This is a genomic window from Bacillus rugosus, assembly GCF_023238245.1.
GTDB lineage: Bacteria > Bacillota > Bacilli > Bacillales > Bacillaceae > Bacillus > Bacillus rugosus.
Genome location: NZ_CP096590.1, coordinates 3,901,302 through 3,917,912, shown reverse-complemented (window position 1 = coordinate 3,917,912; position 16,611 = coordinate 3,901,302). Strand labels below are relative to the sequence as shown.

The following is a 16,611-nucleotide window of genomic DNA, read 5'->3' as shown; positions in this document are numbered from 1 at the left end:
ACTTGCTCCGCCAGGGAATCAAGTGTGTTTTTTCTTTGCTTATTTCCAAACATCGTTAGCGATTTCAACTACATGGCGCAGCTTCGCCCATTGCTGTTCTTCAGTCAGCTTGTTGCCTTCCTCAGTTGAAGCGAATCCGCATTGAGGACTGAGGCAAAGCTGATCTAAGCTCACATAACGGGATGCTTCTTCGATACGGCGTTTTACATCGTCCGGATGTTCAAGCTCACCGAATTTAGATGTCACTAATCCAAGGACAAGCTGAAGATCAGAGCGCTTCACATAACGGAGCGGCTCAAATCCGCCTGAGCGTGAATCATCATACTCCAGGAAAAGCCCGTCCAGGTTCAAACCGTCAAAAATGGTTTCGGCTGCTGCGTCATAGCCGCCTTCCGCTGTCCAAGTGGACTGGAAGTTGCCGCGGCAAATATGCATTGTTACGGTCAAGTCATCCGGACGGTCGGCAATCGCGTCGTTAATCGATTTCGCAAACAGCTGGCGAAGCTCATCAGGCGTTGTTCCGAACGCTTCGATTTGTTTTAATCCTTTTTCAGATAAGAAAACAGCCCAAGCTGTATCATCAAGCTGAAGGTAGCGGCAGCCTCTGTCGTAAAACGCTTGAATCGCTTTTTTATATGCTTTGGATACATCGTGCTGGAAAAGATGATAGTCGTTTTTGTATGCATCCTTTTCCAGTTTTCCGCGGAAAAACAGCATATTCGGGCTTGGGATCGTCATCTTTGGCGTCGCGTCACCGGCAATGCTATGGAGAAATGAGTAATCTTCAAGCATTGGGTGAGTTGAAAAGTCGATATCACCTGTGACTTTAATGCCGCGTGCTTTTGTCTGTACGTTATGAAATTGAATGCCCTGCTCAGGAGTAAACGGCTCAACGCCATCCAGGTTTTCCAGAAAATCAAAATGCCACCATGCTCTGCGGAATTCACCGTCTGTCACCACGTTCAGGCCGGTTTCCTTCTGTTTTTCCACAATGCGGATGATTTCATCGTTTTCGATTTGGCGAAGCTGCTCAGCTGTAATCTCGCCTGCCGCTTTTTGCAGCCGTGCTTTTTTGACGGGCTCAGACCTCAGCAGGCTTCCGACTTGATCCGCGCGAAACGGCGGTTTTTTTCTTTGAAGTGATTTTTGTTCTGCGGGTGTTGTTTGTTGTGACATGTTGTTCATTCCTTCTTTCCATTCGAATATAAAAAAGCTCTTCCTTTGGATAAGGAAGAGCTTGTGTGACAATCTCAACCTTATCTTCAAGAGCAATCATTGCTCTAAAGGATTTAGCACCATTCTGTTAAACAGCGGTTGCCGGGTATCGCAGGGCCAGTCCCTCCACCTCTCTTGATAAGGAAAACCTTTTTATGAAATTTTCTGATAGTATCTATTATTCACACATTTTCTGTTTCTGTCAATGATAGATTATCTCCACACATCGTTGGCGATGTCGATGACATGGCGCAGCTTCGCCCATTGCTGCTCCTCTGTCAAAAGATTGCCTTCTTCAGTAGAGGCGAAACCGCACTGCGGGCTGAGGCACAGCTGATCCAGGCTCACAAAGCGCGCCGCTTCATTGATTCGGCGTTTCACATCCTCAGGATTTTCAAGCTCTCCATTTTTCGATGTGATCAAGCCGAGTACAATCTGGAGATCCTTGCGTTTCACGAAACGGAGCGGATCAAAATTTCCGGAGCGGTCATCATCGTATTCTAAGAACAGCCCGTCCAAATGTAAGCCATCCAAAATCGTTTCAGCTACAGCATCATAGCCTCCTGATGCCGCCCATGTTGAACGGAAGTTGCCGCGGCAAATGTGCATCGTGATTGCTAAATCATCAGGCCGGTCTGCTACTGCATCGTTAATCGTTTTGGCGAACAAGGCAGGCAATGTTTCTGGATCGCCGCCAAGCGCCCGAACAACCTCTCTGCCTTTTTCCTCAAAGAAGAGAGACCATGACGTATCATCAAGCTGAAGATAGCGGCATCCAGCATCATAGAAAGCTCTGATTGCTTTTTTATACGCTTGGGCCAGATCATGAAAGTATTCCTCTTGGTCGTCATAAAACCCTTTATCCGCCTTTTCACCGAAAAACAGCATATTCGGGCTCGGAATCGTCAATTTTGGGGTCGCGTCGCCGGCAATCTCATGTAAAAATTGATAATCGACAAGCGCTGGGTGGCTCGTAAAATCGAGTTTTCCCGTCACTTTGATGCTGCGTGCTTTTGTTTTCGCATTATGGAACTGAATCCCTTCAGACGGGATGAACGGTTCCACACCATCAAGCCCTTCCAGGAAATCATAATGCCACCAAGATCGGCGGAATTCCCCATCTGTTACCACATCGAGACCGATTTCTTTTTGTTTTTCTACAATGCGGGTGATTTCTTGATTTTCGATATCACGAAGCTGATCAGCGGTGATCTCGCCGGCCGCTTTTTTCTGCCGGGCTTCTTTTATCGGAGCAGATCGCAGTAAACTGCCGACATGATCGGCACGGAAAGGAGCTTTGTGTTGTTTTTCTGTTTTTTGTCCTGCAACATTTGTTTGTTGAGCCATGTCATTCGCCTCTTTTCTGTAATGTGTTGAGCATAAAAAAAGCTCTTCCTTTGAGTAAGGAAGAGCTTGAATGGTCAAATCTCCGCCTCATCTGCAAGAACGCAATGTTCTAAAGGATTTAGCACCATTCTGTTTGAAACAGCGGTTGCCGGGTATCATAGGGCCAGTCCCTCCACCTCTCTTGATAAGGTAATCTTCATATTCAGATTTCAATTATCTTAATATTATTACTTTTGGCTCAATTGTCAATGCCTTTTTAGAAAATACTTTCATCTTCATCGTCATATAATACCATATCAAGCACGATAGCGATGGCTGTGCAGATCAGCACATCTTCCTCATTTGCAATCTGCAGATGATACGAATCACCCCAGCTCAGCCACTTCTTGCTCACCGACATCCGGACATTCTTTCCATCTGTCAGCTGGAATTCATCCTTCCACAAGTCACCATCAATTTCCCAGTTGAGCTTAGAAATTTCAAATTTTGGATTGAAAAACGTCAGTTTCTTCGTGACCTCACAAACTGTTTCCCCGCCAATTGAAATCACATATCGCGGCAATAAAGACATTACTTTTTGTTCTATGGAAACGAGTGTTTTTCCGGTTGAGTCTGTCATTTGTAGCGAGTCCCCTAACGAAAAGAACCGGCCCTCGACCTTGAATGTCTCTTGTTCATCCCGGTCATAAATGTGAAATGCATCTTTAAACGAGAACATCTTTTGTTTCATAAATAATTCGATCATTGCTGAAGTCTCCTTTTGATTTGCCTTATAAGAGATTACGGCCAGGGGGCAAAAAGGTTTCAAGTTTCCAATCTAGTGACCAGAAACGCGCTGACCGTTTTTTACGAGTAATTAATGTTTCTAAATTAAAAAAGGCTGCATCGTTCAGCAGCCTTTCTTTTGAAATATAGTATTAGGAAAGATGCATCCGGCGTTTTTGGCGGATCGCGTCAAGGTCGATTAGGTTGTTGTGATGAGGTGCGGCTGCTGGAAGAGGGCTTGTCTTTTGCGGTTTGCGGCGATTGTCCTTGCTGAAAGAAAAAAGAAGATAGCCGCATAATGCGATGATAATAAAAAGGATCATTATACATTCCTCCCAAAAAAAGTTTTGGTATTCTCTATTGTACGGATAAAACGTCAAAAAGTATTCAAAAAATTCCAAATTGGTTAAAAATAAATAGCTGCCCCTCAAAAACAGTCTAACCTGATAACCTGAAAATAGTCTTGCAAATTGGTGATTGCTCATGTGGTGATTGGTTCTATAGTTACTATCGACGATAAAATAAATTCCTTTATACAACTTTTAACCTAAATTTACATAATTCTATTTTTCTGTTTTTGGGTGCTGTTTTCTTGCTTGTTAGGTTTATACCCTATTTTTCGGAATCAAACACAAAAAACCCAAATTACGGAGCATTTGGGCGGTACGGGGGAATGCAGATTGTAGTTTTGGGGATTAGGATGACTGATCAGAAGAAGCGTTTGAACATTTTTCTGATTTTTTGAAATGGGCTCGATTTCTTTTGCATTTTAAGCGGCCTGGTCATAATCCATTTTTTCAATAGACTCTTTGTAGCGATAGCATGTTTTGTCATTGTTTTTCCTCCTCATGTGTTGATACTTGTTTTACGGAGAATGGATTAAAAATGTTTCATATTTACGCAAAAAAACCAGCCCTTTTTGGACTGGCTTTTGGTATTACGCCTGTTCTTCAAACAGTTTTGCAATCTCAACGATGACATTTACGGCTTTCACCATGTTATCGGCTGAGATGTATTCAAATTTGCCGTGGAAGTTTTCCCCGCCGGTGAAGATATTTGGTGTCGGGAGTCCCATGTAGGACAACTGGGATCCGTCTGTGCCGCCGCGAATTGGAGAAATCTTCGGTTCGATGCCGAGGTTTTCCATTGCTTGCTTGGCAATGTTGACAATTTCAATGACAGGTTCAATTTTCTCTCTCATGTTGTAGTATTGGTTGTTCATATCAAGCTGAATCCGGTCATGGCCGTATTCGTTTTGAAGTTCTTCAACAACACGCTTCATTGTTTCTTTTCTGCTTTGGAAGTGATCTTTGTCAAAGTCTCTGATAATGTAGTGGAGTTTTGTGTCCTCTACATCCCCTTGAATCGACAGCAGGTGGTAGAAGCCTTCGTAGCCTTCTGTATATTCAGGCGCTTCGTCTGCCGGCAGCAGGCTGTTGAGCTTCATTGCGATTTTCGCAGAGTTGATCATTTTCCCTTTTGCCGTTCCGGGATGTACGTTGTTGCCTTTGATGGTGATTTTTGCGGCAGCGGCATTGAAGCTTTCGTATTCAAGCTCACCGAGCGGGCCGCCGTCAACTGTGTAGGCAAAGGACGCATTAAATCGTTTTACATCAAACTTGTGCGGGCCTCTGCCGATTTCTTCATCAGGCGTAAAGGCGACTCTGATTGTGCCGTGCTTGATTTCAGGGTGTTTGATGAGGTAATCCATAGCTGTCATGATTTCAGCGATACCGGCCTTATTGTCTGCGCCAAGAAGGGTTGTGCCGTCTGTAGTGATGAGTGTATGGCCTTTATAGCCGGGCAGTTCTGGGAATTGATCAGGCGACAGAATGACCTGCAGCTGTTCATTAAGAACGATGTCTTTTCCATCGTAGCTTTCAATGATTTGCGGATTCACGTTTTTGCCGGTAAAGTCTGTGGCGGTGTCGACGTGAGCGAGAAAGCCGATTGTCGGCACATCTTTTTCAGTATTGGAGGGAAGAGTCGCCATGACATAGCCGTTTTCATCAATGGCTGCATCCTGCATGCCAATGGACTTCAATTCATCAACGAGCATGTTTCCTAAAGTCAATTGGCCGGGTGTGGAAGGGCAGGTATCAACGGATTCATCGGACTGTGTATCGACTTTTACGTATGTAGTAAACCGTTCAATGATTTCTTCTTTCATTTCCAATCATCTCCTTTGTCTTATTTTATCATGGCGGGATGAGAGATTTCTATTGCACAATACCGTTTCGAATGGCAAAAACAACTGCCTGTGTCCGGTCTTGAGCGTTGCATTTTTGCAGGATGCGGTGCACATGGGTTTTCACAGTGCTTTCGCTGACGAAAAGCTTTTCAGCAATCTCTTCATTTCTCAACCCATAGGCCATTTGCTGAAGAACCTCGAGCTCTCTTTTGGTAAATGGCTCTGCCAATTCTTCAGCATGAGGCTGTTGTTTCGCGCGGAATGTCTCACTAATAATTTTAGCGGCTGTGACTGTGCGGAAAATCGCTTCGCCTCTGGCCGCGGCGCGAATGGCGTCAATCAATTCTTCAGGAAGCGTATCCTTCAGCAGATAGCCGACTGCGCCCGCGCGGATGCCTTCAAATACATACTCCTCGGTATCAAAGGTTGTTAAAATGACAATCTTTGTATCTGGATGTGCGGACATAATGTCTTTCGCCGCTTCAATGCCCGAGCAATGTGGCATTTGGACATCCATGAGGATGACGTCGGGTTTTGTTTGCTTTGCCAGTGCAATGATTCCGTGACCGTCGCCGGCCTCACCGGAAACCGTCATATCCGGCTGTGCGTTGATGACATAGCGGAAGCCTTCACGCACAAGCGGCTGATCATCGGCAAGTGCGACGCGTATTTTATCTTTGTTCATCTTTTTGCTCCTTATTCGTTGTCGTGAGCGGCAGTGACAACTCAATTTGCAGGCCGCTCGGCTGTATGGCACTGAGAGACAGGGAACCGCCTGCTTTTTCAGCGCGCTCTTTCATTCCTGTCAGCCCAAATCCATAAGTAAGATTGCCGGTGAATTGTCCGTCATCGGTGATTGTGACATAAAGATTGGTCTCGTCGTTAGAAATGACGGCAGCCGCATGGGTAGCATTAGCGTGACGGATGATATTGGTCAGCGCTTCCTGCAAGATACGGTAGATCGTCTCGCTTACATGTTGAGACCAAAACTCTTCCGACAGGCCGGCAGTGTTTAAAGAAACGTGTAAGCCGCTCCGTTCCTCCACTTGATGGATGAGCCCCCGCAAAGCAGTAAGACCCACCATTGATTCACTTTGGCTCATTTGGTGAACGACAGACCGTACTTCTTGAAGGCATTCTCTGGCGACTGCCAGTACATTTTGAATGACTTTTTCTGAATCTTCCTTACTGCTTTTGAGGATATAGGGAAGAGATTGAAGCTGAACAATCACAGAAGTCAGCTCATGGCCGATGCTGTCATGAATGTCACGGGCGATTCTTGTACGCTCCTCAAGGACCGCGTACCTTAAAGAAAGAACAGAAGCCTCCTGCAGCTCTGCGTGCGCTTTCTGGAGTTCTTCATGCGCCTGCTCCAGCTGCCAGTGCATTTTCGCTAATTCAGCATGATTCCGTTCAGCCTCTTTTCTCGCTTCTCGCCTGAAACGCATGGAGGAGAAGAAGACGTACAGTCCAATCATGATCGAGATGTGACTGATGATATCGTCCCAGTTGCTGTCAAAAACGGAGTACAGAAAGAAAACGTTGCCTCCAATTAGGCATACTGTAAAAATCAAGGACAGCCGTGCAGGAAGCTTTAGGGCCGCATAAACCATTAAAAATACGATTAAGAAAAAGGCGGCTCCCTGCTCTTGGCCGGAAACAGCCCAAAGAAAAAAGGTCAGGAGCCAAAGCCCGATGAAGATGCTCAAATTGACAGCAGCGGATGTCACATAGGGAATGATCCAAATGAATGCTAAGTACACTGCAAACACAAACACTAATAAAATGGGATTAGCTTTGGCAGGGGGAGATAAAAATTGTATACAATTCAATATGAGAATGAGGCTCGGCACAAGCTTTTTATAGTGCCGAGCCGGAGATTGTCGGTTCATGCTGGTCCTTCTTTCAGTTATTGAATGGATACTTTGCCAGCGGTCAGCCGTCTGTATGCTTTGTATAGCATGATGTTTCGGGCTGTGATGGTGCCGAGGGGAATGAAGAACATAGAGTGAATAATGGCAATAAAAATTGCATTGCTCTCAGGCAGCCATGTTCTCGCAGCCATTCGTAAAGAAAGTATCACTAGAATGAGGATAACACTTCCAAGGGAGCCGCGTGAAGTGACCTTTCCGGTTTCCGGGTGAATCCGCACGTTTACCATCTTTCCAATGCCAAACCCGCAGGCCAGCCCGATCAGTAATAAAATGCCGCTCATTGCCACGTGTAAAGCAGAATGAAAATATGCCGGCTGAAATGATGCTGATACGCCCCATAAGAGCAGCAACGGAATGATCAGCAATTTCACGGGCTTTACCGTTCTTTCTCGATACATCGATAACATAATAAGAATAAATACAATAAAAATGTAGGGGCTCATCGCCATGTCATCAAATCCTTTCTGCGTAAAGCATAGCGAATATTGGAAAAAAAAACGTCAACCGGCAGATTGATTTTTCAGTTCCTATACTTGTTCGCGCTGCATAAAGTCATGTAATATGGCGTGAAAATGCAGAATGTCCTCTATAGAAAACTGCAAAAATGAAGAAATCATTAATAAACTATTAAACTTCTTGAAAATGGATGTAGACCAGTTCTAAACACTATATAATGATATCAGGTCATTTTTTAGGAGGGTTTACATCATGGCAATACTTGTTACAGGTGGCGCGGGGTACATCGGAAGTCATACATGTGTGGAGTTATTGAACAGCGGCTATGAGATTGTCGTTCTTGATAATCTGTCCAACAGTTCGGCTGAGGCGCTGAACCGCGTCAAGGAGATTACGGGAAAAGATTTAACGTTCTATGAAGCGGATCTATTGGATCGGAAAGCGGTAGATTCGGTTTTTGCGGAAAATGAGATTGAAGCTGTGATTCATTTTGCGGGGTTAAAAGCAGTCGGTGAATCTGTTGCGATTCCGCTCAAATATTATCATAACAACCTAACGGGAACGTTTATTTTATGTGAGGTCATGGAGAAATACGGGGTTAAGAAAATCGTGTTCAGTTCATCTGCGACAGTATACGGCGTTCCGGAAACATCACCGATTACGGAGGACTTTCCATTAGGCGCGACAAATCCTTATGGGCAGACGAAGCTCATGCTAGAGCAAATATTGCGTGATTTGCATACAGCCGACAATGAGTGGAGCGTTGCGCTGCTTCGTTACTTTAATCCGTTCGGCGCGCATCCAAGCGGACGAATCGGTGAAGACCCGAACGGCATTCCCAATAACCTCATGCCGTATGTGGCACAGGTAGCTGTCGGCAAGCTTGAGCAATTAAGCGTATTCGGCAATGACTATCCGACAAAAGACGGGACAGGCGTACGCGATTATATTCATGTCGTTGATCTCGCAGAAGGCCACGTCAAAGCGCTTGAAAAAGTATTGAACTCCACTGGAGCAGATGCATACAACCTCGGAACAGGCACAGGCTACAGCGTGCTTGAAATGGTTAAAGCCTTTGAAAAAGTGTCAGGGAAAGAGGTTCCGTACCGTTTTGCGGACCGCCGTCCGGGGGACATCGCCACATGCTTTGCAGATCCTGCAAAAGCCAAGCGGGAACTGGGCTGGGAAGCAAAACGAGGCCTTGAGGAAATGTGTGCAGATTCCTGGAGATGGCAGTCTTCTAATGTGAATGGATATAAGAGTATAAAATCATAAACAAAAGGGCTGAGGGGTTTCCCCAGCCCTTCTATTATTGATCCAAGTTTACTTCAAATGTAAATGGATTAATTGTAATATCGTAGTTTTCGGAAGAACCTTCTAAAATAACATTTGCTGTTTTGCTTTCGATTTTAGGGAAGACAATAACTCCTTCAGTTTTAACTCCAGGTAAGATTTCACTTTGAATTTCAGGGTACTCCGAAAGGTCGGATTTAGGCTCAATCTGTTTATTATCAGCTGTAATTTTGGCATTGAAATCATAAAAGCTGATTTCATCTTGTGATTTGTTTTCTATCTTTACATATAGGCGAGTTTCTTTTTCAGCAAGTTCAACTTTTTGAAGCGTGAGTGCAAAACCGTGCTGGTTCTGAGTTTTATCCACGTTAATTGTTTTTTGAGCTGGGGCAAAAGCTGTTGCATAGTCGCTTTTTTCAATGGAATCGGCAATGATTCTCGGCGCAGAAACAGATCCGCCCAATGCGTTTTCACCATCATATTTGTCTTTCACCGTACCGACTACATGAATAATGTCGTCATCTTTAATATCTAAATCAGAATCGTCGCTTATAATAATTGTATTTTTGCTTAACTTTTCTGGATTATTATAGCCTTGAAGATATGTACCATCATCGTCTTGTTCAACTCCAAAAACTTTTACATATAGATCAACTTTATAATTTTTAAATTGGTTGGCATTAGTATATAGTTTTTCCATATCAGCCTTTTGCACTGTTTTTGTCGACTTTTTAGAATCGGAGCTGGTTGTTGTAGTAGAAGCTTGAGAATCTCCGCTATTTCCGAGGTTCGCAATAATGATAATGACAACTATCGCTAGAATAAACGTAATGATTTTATGTCTCATAAAAAAGTTACGTTGGTCTTTACCGCAATTCGGACATTTTTTTACACCTTTTGCAATCTCTTGACCGCAAGTTTTACAGTGTTGCATCTTTCCTGACATTATATTTCCTCCTATGTAATTAAATGTTTTAAATATATGTTCTATTTTGCCTATATATTTTTGTATAGTCAATAATAAATTGATAGTGAAGTTTTAATTTATATTTTCATTAAAAGGTACTTTGTATCATATCGGCCTGATCTTTCATTTATTAACAGCTGATGCCCTTTTTTATTTCTCTTAATGTATTGAACAAATCTCCGCAAATACCCCTTGAACCAATTCACACCGTCCCTTATAATGCTAATATTGGAAAGTAAAAATGATATGATAAAAACAGTGGTTTTCTAGGGTTCCGCAATGCAAATTGGACTGTGACCGAGAGAAAACACATAGCGGCTTGGCTGTTATGACACGGTGGGATAAAAGCCCAGGAGTTTCTGCTCTTTTGCGAGAGCGTACTCCTGGGTTTTTTTGTTGATACTATCTGGAGAAGGAGTGTTTGTGATGAAAAAGATAATGCTTGATGTGCTGATGCTTGTGATTGGCGCTTTTTTCTTCGCGCTTGCAGTGAATTTGTTTGCGATTCCCAATGACCTGGGGGAAGGCGGGGTCACTGGGATTACGCTGATTTTGTATTATGTGTTTCAATGGTCTCCTGGGGTAACGAACTTTATCTTAAATGCATTTCTGCTTTTAATCGGCTACAAGTTTCTGGACGGTAAAACGACTGTCTATACAATCATTGCCGTAGCGGCGAATTCGCTTTTCCTCCATCTGACACACGGGTGGAGCGTCCCGTCTGATGAATTGATCATTAATACGATTTTCGCGGGTGTATTTGCGGGAGTCGGTATTGGCATGATTATTCGTGTCGGCGGAACGACAGCCGGTTCTGCGATTCTGGCCAGAATTGCTAATAAATATTTAGACTGGAATATCAGCTACGCGCTCTTGTTTTTTGATTTAATCGTAGTATTTTGCTCTTATTTTATTATTGGTGCGGAAAAAATGATGTTTACGATCGTGATGCTGTATATCGGAACGAAAGTGATGGACTTCATTATTGAAGGCCTGAATACGAAAAAAGCGATTACGGTGATTTCGGAAAATAAGGGTGAGATTGCCGAGCAGGTAAATACCTTGATGGATCGGGGTGTGACGATTTTATCAGGGAAGGGAAACTATACGGGCCAGTCTAAAGAGATTTTGTATATCGTCATTAACAAACAGGAACTGTCCATGCTGAAGAAAATCATCAGAAGCTGTGACAAGAAAGCGTTTGTGATCGTTCATGATGTACGCGATGTGTTTGGCGAAGGCTTTGTCGACATATCTAAATAAAAAAATCCCTCTGCACTTGAAGCAGAGGGATTCGTTCGTTTAGAACGGATATTTGCGGTATTGCTTCTGTATCGAAATCCATTTTGTTACGGTAAATTCCTCAACCACCCATGGATTTCCGAAGCGTCCGACACCGCTTGCTTTGTTGCCGCCAAAGGCGATATTCGGCGAATCATTGACGGACTGGTCGTTGACATGGGTCATGCCGCTGTCGATTTGCAGGGCGAATTTTTCACCTTTTTCTAAGTCAGAAGTGAAAACCGCCGAGCTGAGGCCGTATTCGGTGTCATTTGCCATATCAATCGCTTCCTGATCGCTGGAGGCTTTGATAATGGTGGCAATCGGGGCAAACAGCTCCATTTGGGCAATTTTGCTGTTGTTGTCTGCACCGATAAAGACATACGGTGTGAGCACGTTTCCGACGCGTTTTCCTTCAACCGCAAGCTCGATGCCGTCTGCCTTTGCCTGCTCAATGATCTCCAGCGCTTTTTCAATTTGGCGCTCGTTGATCAGCGGGCCGACAACGGTTTTCGGATCGGTTTGATCGCCGTATGGAAGCTGTTTGACACGGGCGGTGAATTTTTCAACAAACTCATCGTACACATCTTGATGAACGATGATCCTGTTGATAATCATACAGATTTGTCCCTGGTGAATAAATTTCCCGAAAATGGCGGCGTCTACAGCACGATCGACATCCGCGTCTGAAAGGACGGCAAATGGATTGTTGCCTCCGAGCTCCAGAGCCATTCGCTTAAAGTCACGTCCGGCGATTTCACCGATGTGGCGTCCGACTGCGGTTGATCCCGTAAAACTGATTAACCTAGGGATTGGATTTGTCAGCATATCGTCTCCGATTTCCTCCAAATCCGTTAACATGACGTTAAGGACACCCGCAGGAAGACCAGCGTGTTCAAACGCTTTGGCAATGATGGTTCCGCCGGAAAGAGCGGTCTGGATATCAGGTTTGTGAACAACACTGTTTCCCAACGCAATCGCAGGCGCAATTGTTCTCATTGATAAGTTCATCGGAAAATTGAATGGAGAAATCGATGAAATCACGCCCAGCGGAAGGCGGTAAATCTTATTGATTTTCCCTTCAATGTTGGATGGAACCTCTTTGATGCCGCCTAATTCGCCAGTATACGTTATGGCTTCATCTAAAATTGCAATTGTTTGTTCAAGCTCGAGCGTGGCTTTAATGATCGTTCCGCCGGTTTCGCGGGAGATCATCATGATGATGTCATCACGGTTTTCCTGTAAATAGCCGCGCGCTTTTTGCAGAACTGCTTTTCGGTCTTCTGCCGTGCTCTTGGCCCACTTCTTTTGTGCCCGTTGTGCAATGTCAAACGCATCCTCCAGCTGTTTGCTTGTTGCCAACGATGCTGTTGTAATCACAGACTGGTCATACGGATTCAAAATGTCTTCCGTACGCCCGCTTTCCCCTTCGGTCCACTTTCCGTTGATAAAACTTTTGTTTAACGCTTCTAAACCCATTAATGATCATCCTCCTTTGGTCCTGCTATCCTCTTCTATTTCCGTTGAAGCCAATATGTAAACGAATGATGTTTCCCTTTCAGTTTCCCGTCCATCTATGCCGAATATACTCTTTTTTATTGGAGAACAAATGCGTTTCGCCTTATACTGGATATACAGATCCTTACATAAGAGAGGAGACCTTATGAAATCGCTGCTGGCTATTTATCCCGGTTTGATTGTGTCTGAGGAGCTTTGCGTAAAGGAAGACTGTCTATGCTTTTTTGATGAGAACAGCCAGAGATATATCTCCATTCCGAAAACGGAGATCAGCGAAAAAGAGACGTTGCTGCTGCAATCATTTTTGACGCCTGCGGATGAGGCCAATCAAATGTCCTTGAAGTCGCCGGAAGAAAACAAGTGGTTTGCGTTTCTTTTTTCTGGAGGGGAAGTGCCGGCGAACATAAAGAAGCGGACGAGATTTGTTCATTTTCATTTGCTCGGTAAAATAGAGCGTGCGTCTTTTGCAGAAGCGGTTCGCCATTTTTGGCCGGTGCCTTTTGTGATTGTGTGGATGCATGAGGACAGAGGCGTGATTGTCGAGCAGGAAAGTGAAGCAGCGGCGGGGAAGGACGAGCTGGAATCCCTTGCTAAGGTTCTTGAGAGTGATTTCTACTTCAGTGTCCGTTTTTACGCCGGGAGATTTTACGAGCCCGATGAAAGTCTGCGAACGCATTACGCCCGTGAACAGACGTATTTCCTCTTTGCTGAAAAACGGCTGCCTCAGGTACAGAGTGTGACCTTTGAGATGATCTTTCCTTTTTTATTATTAGAAGCAGAAAAAGAAAAGCTGGAAACGCTGCTCTCAGAAGAAGCTGAGCTTTTATTCGGAGATGAATCTGAGCTGAGGAAAACGATCAAGCTCTTTATTGAAAACAACTCAAATGTGACGTTAACGGCGAAAAAGCTGCATCTGCACCGCAACAGCCTGCAATATCGAATTGATAAATTTATTGAGCGGTCAGGAATAGACATTAAAACGTATAAAGGCGCGCTGCTCGCCTATTTTATCTGCCTGCAAAGCGAAGTTTCAGAATAAATTGGAAATATGCACGAAAAATGGCTGGTTGATTTTATGAATGCTGCCCATTTCAGCGACAGGGAAATGCTGTTACACTCAATTTAAGAAAGCGTTTACAATAACAAAGGGGGATATTACATGGCTGAATTGCGGATGGAGCACATTTATAAATATTATGATCAGAAGGAAGCGGCTGTTGATGATTTTAACCTTCACATTGACGATAAGGAATTTATCGTATTCGTCGGCCCGTCTGGCTGCGGGAAATCTACGACGCTTCGGATGGTCGCAGGACTTGAAGAAATTTCGAAGGGCGATTTTTATATTGAAGGAAAACGGGTAAATGATGTAGCGCCAAAGGACAGGGATATCGCGATGGTGTTTCAAAACTACGCGCTCTATCCGCATATGACGGTCTACGATAATATCGCATTCGGGCTGAAGCTTCGGAAAATGCCAAAGCCTGAAATCAAAAAAAGAGTAGAGGAAGCCGCAAAAATTCTCGGACTGGAGGAATATTTGCACCGCAAACCGAAAGCGCTGTCAGGCGGGCAGAGACAGCGGGTCGCGCTAGGACGTGCGATCGTGCGGGATGCAAAGGTGTTCTTGATGGATGAGCCTTTGTCAAACCTGGACGCGAAGCTGAGGGTGCAAATGCGGGCGGAAATTATTAAGCTCCATCAGAGACTGCAAACCACTACGATTTACGTGACGCATGACCAGACAGAAGCGCTGACGATGGCGACACGGATCGTGGTCATGAAAGACGGGAAAATCCAGCAGATCGGGACGCCGAAGGATGTATACGAATTTCCTGAAAACGTCTTTGTCGGTGGTTTTATCGGCTCACCGGCGATGAATTTTTTCAAAGGAAAGCTGACAGACGGTCTCATCAAAATCGGTTCTGTGGCATTAACCGTGCCGGAAGGAAAAATGAAGGTGCTGCGTGAAAAGGGCTACATTGGCAAAGAAGTCATCTTCGGCATCCGTCCTGAGGATATTCATGATGAATTGATTGTCGTGGAGTCGTATAAGAATTCTTCGATTAAAGCGAAAATCAATGTCGCAGAGCTGCTCGGTTCTGAAATCATGATTTATTCGCAGATTGATAATCAAGACTTTATTGCACGGATTGACGCCCGCCTCGATATTCAATCAGGTGATGAGCTGACGGTTGCGTTTGATATGAATAAAGGCCATTTCTTTGATAGTGAGACAGAAGTGAGAATTCGATAAGTTCTAAAGCCGGACATGGAGACATGCCCGGCTCTTTTGTGTTCTCTAAAAGGTTTACAGAAAAAACCGCAGGGGGTAGTGGTTGGTAAGAAAGGGGAGATAGAGATGTGGCATGCGGCAATGTGGGGCGGGATTTCAGGTTCTGCTGTATTGCTGGGCGCGCTGGCGTCCATGTTTTTTTCGATTCGCAAGCAGATCATCGGCTATATTATGGCTTTTGGCACAGGCGTATTAATCGGCGCTGCCACTTACGAACTTCTCGGAGATGCAGTGGCAGAAGGCGGAATTGTAGCGACAGGCGCCGGATTTATTGCAGGAGCTGTCGTATTTACGGTTTTTGATTACGCGGTTTCCAAAAGAGGTGCGGCACAAAGAAAAAGGTCGGGACAAGCAGCTGCCGGCGGAGGAGGATTAGCCATTTTTATCGGCACCATCATGGATGCTGTTCCGGAATCAATTATGATTGGCGCCAGTCTTCTCGAAGAACAATCGGTCAGCTTCCTTTTGGTGGTCGCTATTTTTATCAGCAATATACCTGAAGGGCTGTCCAGTACAGCAGGGATGAAAAACAGCGGGTATTCCAGGATGAAAATTATGCTGCTTTGGATCGCGGTACTCGCCATTTCAATTCTCGCTTCATGGTCGGGATATTTCTTTCTCAATGGTGCTTCTGAACAAGTAATGGCAGCAATCGCGGCGTTTGCGGGCGGGGGGATCATTGCGATGATTGCGTCGACGATGATGCCCGAGGCGTACGAAGACAGCGGTCCGATGACAGGGTTAATCGCTGCCCTTGGCCTGTTAACCTCGCTTGTTTTGAATCAGTTTTCTTAAGTTGTTTTTATTAAATGTATTAAAAAGAGAGCGGCTTACCCACTCTCTTTTTATTCGCATTATTGATAAACTGAAACACTTAATTGCCCATAAAGTGAACCGTTTTTATAAACAGTAAGTTTTCCCTGACCTACACTTTGACCTGTTACGATCCCATTAGCATCTACAGTAAAAACAGCTTTGTTGTCACTATGATATGAAAATCCTGATCCTAATAAATGGCTTGGAACTGGTTTTGCATGACCCACCTGTACGTTAAAGTCGGCTAATTTCGCCTCAATAGGAGCGAGTGATGCTGGAACAGTTTGACTTTCTGGAACCATTACAGCATTCTGAGTTGCCTCTTTAGCAGAAGCTTGACCTCCGATTGATAAAACAACAGCAGAAACAGAAAGTAAGGAAACAATTGTTTTCTTCATTTTCATATCAATTCCTCCCAGTATCATATTTTTGTTACAAGTAAACTATTCAATTTACATAATTAATTGTCCTTGTAAATATATGTAAAATATTTGTGAACATTAGGAGGTGTTTTTTGGGCACTTGAAAATCC

At 44.3% G+C, this 16,611-nt stretch carries 17 protein-coding genes and 3 riboswitches; of the genes, 5 read left to right on the top strand and 12 right to left on the bottom strand.

All coding sequences use genetic code 11. The annotated features are described in order from the left end of the window. Positions 1 to 39 precede the first annotated feature (39 nt). From M0696_RS19845 to M0696_RS19810, 9 genes are all read right to left on the bottom strand, one after another. Positions 40 to 1,176, bottom strand: coding sequence for a 5-methyltetrahydropteroyltriglutamate--homocysteine S-methyltransferase (locus tag M0696_RS19845; RefSeq protein ID WP_248602326.1), 1,137 nt, complete (start codon positions 1,174 to 1,176; stop codon positions 40 to 42). 77 nt (positions 1,177 to 1,253) lie between these two features. Next, positions 1,254 to 1,360, bottom strand: a riboswitch (SAM riboswitch). Between the two features lie 68 nt (positions 1,361 to 1,428). After that, positions 1,429 to 2,562 carry a 5-methyltetrahydropteroyltriglutamate--homocysteine S-methyltransferase gene (locus M0696_RS19840; protein WP_248602325.1) on the bottom strand — a complete coding sequence of 378 codons (1,134 nt, stop codon included), beginning with the start codon at positions 2,560 to 2,562 and terminating at the stop codon, positions 1,429 to 1,431. Between the two features lie 84 nt (positions 2,563 to 2,646). Then, positions 2,647 to 2,753: riboswitch (SAM riboswitch) on the bottom strand. A 65-nt stretch (positions 2,754 to 2,818) separates the two neighbouring features. Continuing rightward, positions 2,819 to 3,307 (bottom strand): LURP-one-related/scramblase family protein, encoded by a 489-nt coding sequence (locus M0696_RS19835; RefSeq protein WP_222142311.1) that lies wholly within the window; start codon positions 3,305 to 3,307, stop codon positions 2,819 to 2,821. Positions 3,308 to 3,479: 172 nt separating this feature from the next. Beyond that, on the bottom strand, positions 3,480 to 3,758 hold the full coding sequence (locus M0696_RS19830) for a hypothetical protein (protein ID WP_166846739.1): 279 nt from the start codon (positions 3,756 to 3,758) through the stop codon (positions 3,480 to 3,482). Positions 3,759 to 4,035: 277 nt separating this feature from the next. Beyond that, positions 4,036 to 4,161, bottom strand: coding sequence for a hypothetical protein (locus M0696_RS21025; protein WP_261311241.1), 126 nt, complete (start codon positions 4,159 to 4,161; stop codon positions 4,036 to 4,038). A 103-nt stretch (positions 4,162 to 4,264) separates the two neighbouring features. Next, positions 4,265 to 5,497, bottom strand: coding sequence for a peptidase T (gene pepT / locus M0696_RS19825; protein ID WP_248602324.1), 1,233 nt, complete (start codon positions 5,495 to 5,497; stop codon positions 4,265 to 4,267). A gap of 49 nt (positions 5,498 to 5,546) precedes the next feature. Further along, positions 5,547 to 6,203: a two-component system response regulator YxJL gene (gene yxjL, locus M0696_RS19820; RefSeq protein WP_166846746.1), complete on the bottom strand. Its 657-nt coding sequence runs from the start codon at positions 6,201 to 6,203 to the stop codon at positions 5,547 to 5,549. Beyond that, positions 6,190 to 7,410 carry a sensor histidine kinase gene (locus M0696_RS19815; RefSeq protein WP_248602323.1) on the bottom strand — a complete coding sequence of 407 codons (1,221 nt, stop codon included), beginning with the start codon at positions 7,408 to 7,410 and terminating at the stop codon, positions 6,190 to 6,192. Before M0696_RS19815 ends, yxjL begins: the two co-directional genes overlap by 14 nt. Before the next feature lie 17 nt (positions 7,411 to 7,427). Then, positions 7,428 to 7,901 (bottom strand): DUF1453 family protein, encoded by a 474-nt coding sequence (locus M0696_RS19810; protein WP_166846752.1) that lies wholly within the window; start codon positions 7,899 to 7,901, stop codon positions 7,428 to 7,430. 259 nt (positions 7,902 to 8,160) lie between these two features. Here M0696_RS19810 and galE point away from each other — a divergent pair, with 259 nt between their 5' ends. Beyond that, complete coding sequence (gene galE, locus M0696_RS19805; RefSeq protein ID WP_222142309.1) at positions 8,161 to 9,183, top strand: UDP-glucose 4-epimerase GalE; 1,023 nt, start codon at positions 8,161 to 8,163, stop codon at positions 9,181 to 9,183. Positions 9,184 to 9,217: 34 nt separating this feature from the next. Here the strand turns inward: galE and M0696_RS21180 are convergent, their stop codons facing one another. Next, positions 9,218 to 10,147, bottom strand: a complete 930-nt coding sequence (locus tag M0696_RS21180) for a DUF4352 domain-containing protein (protein ID WP_222142308.1) — start codon at positions 10,145 to 10,147, stop codon at positions 9,218 to 9,220. A 276-nt stretch (positions 10,148 to 10,423) separates the two neighbouring features. Beyond that, positions 10,424 to 10,526: riboswitch (guanidine-I (ykkC/yxkD leader) on the top strand. A gap of 68 nt (positions 10,527 to 10,594) precedes the next feature. Between M0696_RS21180 and M0696_RS19795 the strand changes: the two genes are divergently transcribed. Further along, entirely contained in the window at positions 10,595 to 11,431 is an 837-nt protein-coding gene (locus M0696_RS19795) for a YitT family protein (RefSeq protein WP_248602322.1), read from the top strand. 39 nt (positions 11,432 to 11,470) lie between these two features. On the opposite strand, the gene M0696_RS19790 is transcribed toward M0696_RS19795, so the two are convergent. Further along, complete coding sequence (locus M0696_RS19790) at positions 11,471 to 12,928, bottom strand: aldehyde dehydrogenase family protein (RefSeq protein WP_248602321.1); 1,458 nt, start codon at positions 12,926 to 12,928, stop codon at positions 11,471 to 11,473. Positions 12,929 to 13,112: 184 nt separating this feature from the next. On the opposite strand from M0696_RS19790, the gene M0696_RS19785 reads away from it, so the two are divergent. The 3 genes from M0696_RS19785 to M0696_RS19775 all read left to right on the top strand — a co-directional run bounded on the left by M0696_RS19785 (position 13,113) and on the right by M0696_RS19775 (position 16,058). Continuing rightward, entirely contained in the window at positions 13,113 to 14,006 is an 894-nt protein-coding gene (locus M0696_RS19785; protein ID WP_222142306.1) for a PucR family transcriptional regulator, read from the top strand. Between the two features lie 120 nt (positions 14,007 to 14,126). After that, positions 14,127 to 15,224: a maltodextrin ABC transporter ATP-binding protein MsmX gene (msmX, locus tag M0696_RS19780; protein WP_248602320.1), complete on the top strand. Its 1,098-nt coding sequence runs from the start codon at positions 14,127 to 14,129 to the stop codon at positions 15,222 to 15,224. Positions 15,225 to 15,329: 105 nt separating this feature from the next. Continuing rightward, positions 15,330 to 16,058, top strand: coding sequence for a ZIP family metal transporter (locus M0696_RS19775; RefSeq protein ID WP_248602319.1), 729 nt, complete (start codon positions 15,330 to 15,332; stop codon positions 16,056 to 16,058). 59 nt (positions 16,059 to 16,117) lie between these two features. Here M0696_RS19775 and M0696_RS19770 read toward each other — a convergent pair whose 3' ends face one another. Further along, positions 16,118 to 16,483, bottom strand: a complete 366-nt coding sequence (locus tag M0696_RS19770) for a hypothetical protein (RefSeq protein ID WP_166846766.1) — start codon at positions 16,481 to 16,483, stop codon at positions 16,118 to 16,120. Positions 16,484 to 16,611: the final 128 nt, after the last annotated feature.

What these genes read in the sequence shown, in the direction of transcription:
- M0696_RS19845 (WP_248602326.1), bottom strand. Translation starts at nt 1,176, where the DNA reads ATGTCACAACAAACAACACCCGCAGAACAAAAATCACTTCAAAGAAAA.
- M0696_RS19840 (WP_248602325.1), bottom strand. Translation starts at nt 2,562, where the DNA reads ATGGCTCAACAAACAAATGTTGCAGGACAAAAAACAGAAAAACAACAC.
- M0696_RS19835 (WP_222142311.1), bottom strand. Translation starts at nt 3,307, where the DNA reads ATGATCGAATTATTTATGAAACAAAAGATGTTCTCGTTTAAAGATGCA.
- M0696_RS21025 (WP_261311241.1), bottom strand. Translation starts at nt 4,161, where the DNA reads ATGACAAAACATGCTATCGCTACAAAGAGTCTATTGAAAAAATGGATT.
- pepT (WP_248602324.1), bottom strand. Translation starts at nt 5,497, where the DNA reads ATGAAAGAAGAAATCATTGAACGGTTTACTACATACGTAAAAGTCGAT.
- yxjL (WP_166846746.1), bottom strand. Translation starts at nt 6,203, where the DNA reads ATGAACAAAGATAAAATACGCGTCGCACTTGCCGATGATCAGCCGCTT.
- M0696_RS19815 (WP_248602323.1), bottom strand. Translation starts at nt 7,410, where the DNA reads ATGAACCGACAATCTCCGGCTCGGCACTATAAAAAGCTTGTGCCGAGC.
- M0696_RS19810 (WP_166846752.1), bottom strand. Translation starts at nt 7,901, where the DNA reads ATGGCGATGAGCCCCTACATTTTTATTGTATTTATTCTTATTATGTTA.
- galE (WP_222142309.1), top strand. Translation starts at nt 8,161, where the DNA reads ATGGCAATACTTGTTACAGGTGGCGCGGGGTACATCGGAAGTCATACA.
- M0696_RS21180 (WP_222142308.1), bottom strand. Translation starts at nt 10,147, where the DNA reads ATGTCAGGAAAGATGCAACACTGTAAAACTTGCGGTCAAGAGATTGCA.
- M0696_RS19795 (WP_248602322.1), top strand. Translation starts at nt 10,595, where the DNA reads ATGAAAAAGATAATGCTTGATGTGCTGATGCTTGTGATTGGCGCTTTT.
- M0696_RS19790 (WP_248602321.1), bottom strand. Translation starts at nt 12,928, where the DNA reads ATGGGTTTAGAAGCGTTAAACAAAAGTTTTATCAACGGAAAGTGGACC.
- M0696_RS19785 (WP_222142306.1), top strand. Translation starts at nt 13,113, where the DNA reads ATGAAATCGCTGCTGGCTATTTATCCCGGTTTGATTGTGTCTGAGGAG.
- msmX (WP_248602320.1), top strand. Translation starts at nt 14,127, where the DNA reads ATGGCTGAATTGCGGATGGAGCACATTTATAAATATTATGATCAGAAG.
- M0696_RS19775 (WP_248602319.1), top strand. Translation starts at nt 15,330, where the DNA reads ATGTGGCATGCGGCAATGTGGGGCGGGATTTCAGGTTCTGCTGTATTG.
- M0696_RS19770 (WP_166846766.1), bottom strand. Translation starts at nt 16,483, where the DNA reads ATGAAAATGAAGAAAACAATTGTTTCCTTACTTTCTGTTTCTGCTGTT.